The organism is Mesorhizobium sp. M1A.F.Ca.IN.020.03.2.1 (genome assembly GCF_004023205.1).
Taxonomy (GTDB): domain Bacteria; phylum Pseudomonadota; class Alphaproteobacteria; order Rhizobiales; family Rhizobiaceae; genus Mesorhizobium.
Map to the genome: position 1 here is coordinate 1 of NZ_RZSV01000408.1, position 2,440 is coordinate 2,440.

Consider the following 2,440-nt stretch of genomic DNA (forward strand, 5'->3'; position numbering starts at 1 on the left):
GATGTCGGCGCCGCCTTCCTCGACGGTTCTGGCGCCGGTCGTCTCTCTGTCCTGGCCTTCCACCAGCGCCTCCCGCCAACAGCAATCCGGAAAGGGTGTGAATCAGGTCTAGAGCATGAGCCCGAAAAGTGGAAACCGCATTTCGGGAAATCCGATGCTTATGCGGCAGATAGGGTCGAGACACGATTCGTCCTGAGAAAATATAGCCGTAGCGCGCGGAATACTCAGAGAAATGTCCCCGCGACGCCTCCCGGTAAAGGCGGGTCGCGCCGCATTTGCGGGTTCAGCCGCCGCGACAGCGCATGTCGCTGCGGAAAGAGCGCCCTTTTGCTGTTGGGGCAGAATTGCCATGATGCAGGTCCAGGTGGATCGGCAAGATCGACAGGACAATCGGCAGGCCTTGAACCGCAAGTCCCGGAAAACGAACGAAGCAGTTGGCGAGCAGCGCGTGCGTGTTATCGTCGCCGAGCGCAATCCGCTTGTCGTGTCTGCGCTTCGCGAGATGCTGGAATGCGACGGGCGTTTCGAGCTGTTGAGCTCCGTGCCGAGCGGCAAGCAATTCCTGGAATTGGCGGCGAACACCAGGTTCGACGTCGCCGTCATCGGCTGGAAGCTCGCCGACATGGATGGCGCCGATGTCCTGGCGGAAATCCAGAACCGCAAGCTCGACCTGCGCATCACGGTCTTTTCCAATGATCATGACATCGGCATCCTGAAGCAGTGCGTGCGGCTCGGCGCCCAGGGCTATTGCTTTCAGTTCGACGATCCTTCGATCATATTCGAGACGATCCTGGCGGTCGCGCATGGGCGGATCTGCATCCCTTACATCGACATCAACAAGGTCAACGATACGCCGCTGTCGCAACTCACCGTGCGCGAGCGCGAATTGCTTGCGGTGCTTTCCGATGGCTGGACCAATCTCCAGATCGCGACCCGCACCGGGATCTCCGAGAACACGGTGAAGTACCATCTCAAAAATCTTTACGACAAGCTTGACGTGCGCAACCGCGCCATGGCTGTCGCGCTCTATGCCAACGAGAAGCGACGCGGCTCCAAATCGCCTTTCGGGTAGGCGGATCGGGTAGGCTCGACCTACCCACGCGTGGCGACAACTTACCCGGCAAGGTGTTGTCGCTCGGCGCCATCGACATGAAACTTCCTCCAGCATCCCAAAAACGCAGGAGGAGTTTGCGCATGGCCGGGTTTACCCATCTTTTCATCCCTGGACCCACCAACATTCCTGAAGAGGTCCGGCAGGCGATGAACCTGCCGATGGAAGACATGCGCGCCGCCTCCTTCCCCAATCTCACGCTCCCGCTGTTCGAGGACATCAAGAAGGTTTTCAAGAACGAGACCGGCCGCGTCTTCATCTATCCGTCGTCCGGCACCGGCGCCTGGGAGGCGGCGATGACCAACGTGCTCAACCCGGGCGACCGGGTGCTTATGTCGCGCTTCGGCCAGTTCTCGCATCTGTGGGTCGACATGGCCGAGCGCCTCGGCTTCGACGTCGACGTCATCGATTGTGAATGGGGAACCGGCGTCCCGCTCGACCTCTATGCCGAAAGGCTGCGGGCGGACAAGGCGCACCAGATCAAGGCGGTCTTCTGCACGCAAAACGAGACCGCCACCGGCGTTACCAGCGACGTCGCCGGCTGTCGCGCGGTGCTCGATGCAGTGAACCACCCAGCGCTCCTCTTCGTCGACGGCGTCTCGTCGATCGGCTCGATCGACTTCCGTCAGGAGGAATGGCGCGTCGACTGCGCGGTAAGCGGCTCGCAGAAAGGTTTCATGCTGCCCGCCGGCCTCGGCTTCCTGTCGGTCAGCAAGAAGGCGCTGGCGGCGTCGCGAGTCGCGACCCACCGGCGCTGCTACTTCTCCTTCGATGACATGATCCGCGCCAACGACGCCGGCTATTTCCCCTACACACCCGCCACGCAGCTGCTGCGCGGCCTGCGCGCCTCGCTCGACCTGATCGCCGAGGAAGGGCTAGACAACATCTTCGCCCGCCACCATCGCCTCGCCGAAGGCGTGCGCAAGGCGGTCGACGCTTGGGGGTTGAAGCTGTGCGCCAAGGCGCCGCAATGGCACTCCGATACGGTGAGCGCGATCCTGGTGCCGGAAGGCATCGACAGCGGCGACGTGGTCAAGCGTGCCTACCGCACCTATCAGACATCGCTCGGCGGCGGCCTCAACAAGGTCTTCGGCAAGGTCTTCCGCATCGGCCATCTCGGCTGGCTGAACGAGGTGATGGTCTGCGCCTCGCTGTCGGCGGCCGAAATGGCGCTGCTTGATTGCGGCGTGCGCCTGGCGCCGGGCTCGGGCGTGGCGGCTGCGATCGAGCATTTCCGGCGCACGGCCGCAATGCCGGTCGCCGAGGCGGCGTGAGGAACGGACGATGAGCCACACCATCAACCACCTCGAGAAGCTCAGGCTCCAGCGC

At 62.7% G+C, this 2,440-nt stretch carries 2 protein-coding genes; both read left to right on the forward strand.

The features are described from left to right. Positions 1 to 448 precede the first annotated feature (448 nt). The gene (locus EOA79_RS31380) at positions 449 to 1,072 is read left to right on the forward strand and encodes a response regulator transcription factor (RefSeq protein ID WP_067329607.1); all 624 of its coding nucleotides are present in this window, start codon (positions 449 to 451) and stop codon (positions 1,070 to 1,072) included. Between the two features lie 122 nt (positions 1,073 to 1,194). Then, a complete protein-coding gene (locus tag EOA79_RS31385) occupies positions 1,195 to 2,385 on the forward strand; it encodes an aminotransferase class V-fold PLP-dependent enzyme (RefSeq protein WP_067329209.1) in 1,191 nt (396 codons plus the stop codon). Positions 2,386 to 2,440 lie beyond the last annotated feature (55 nt).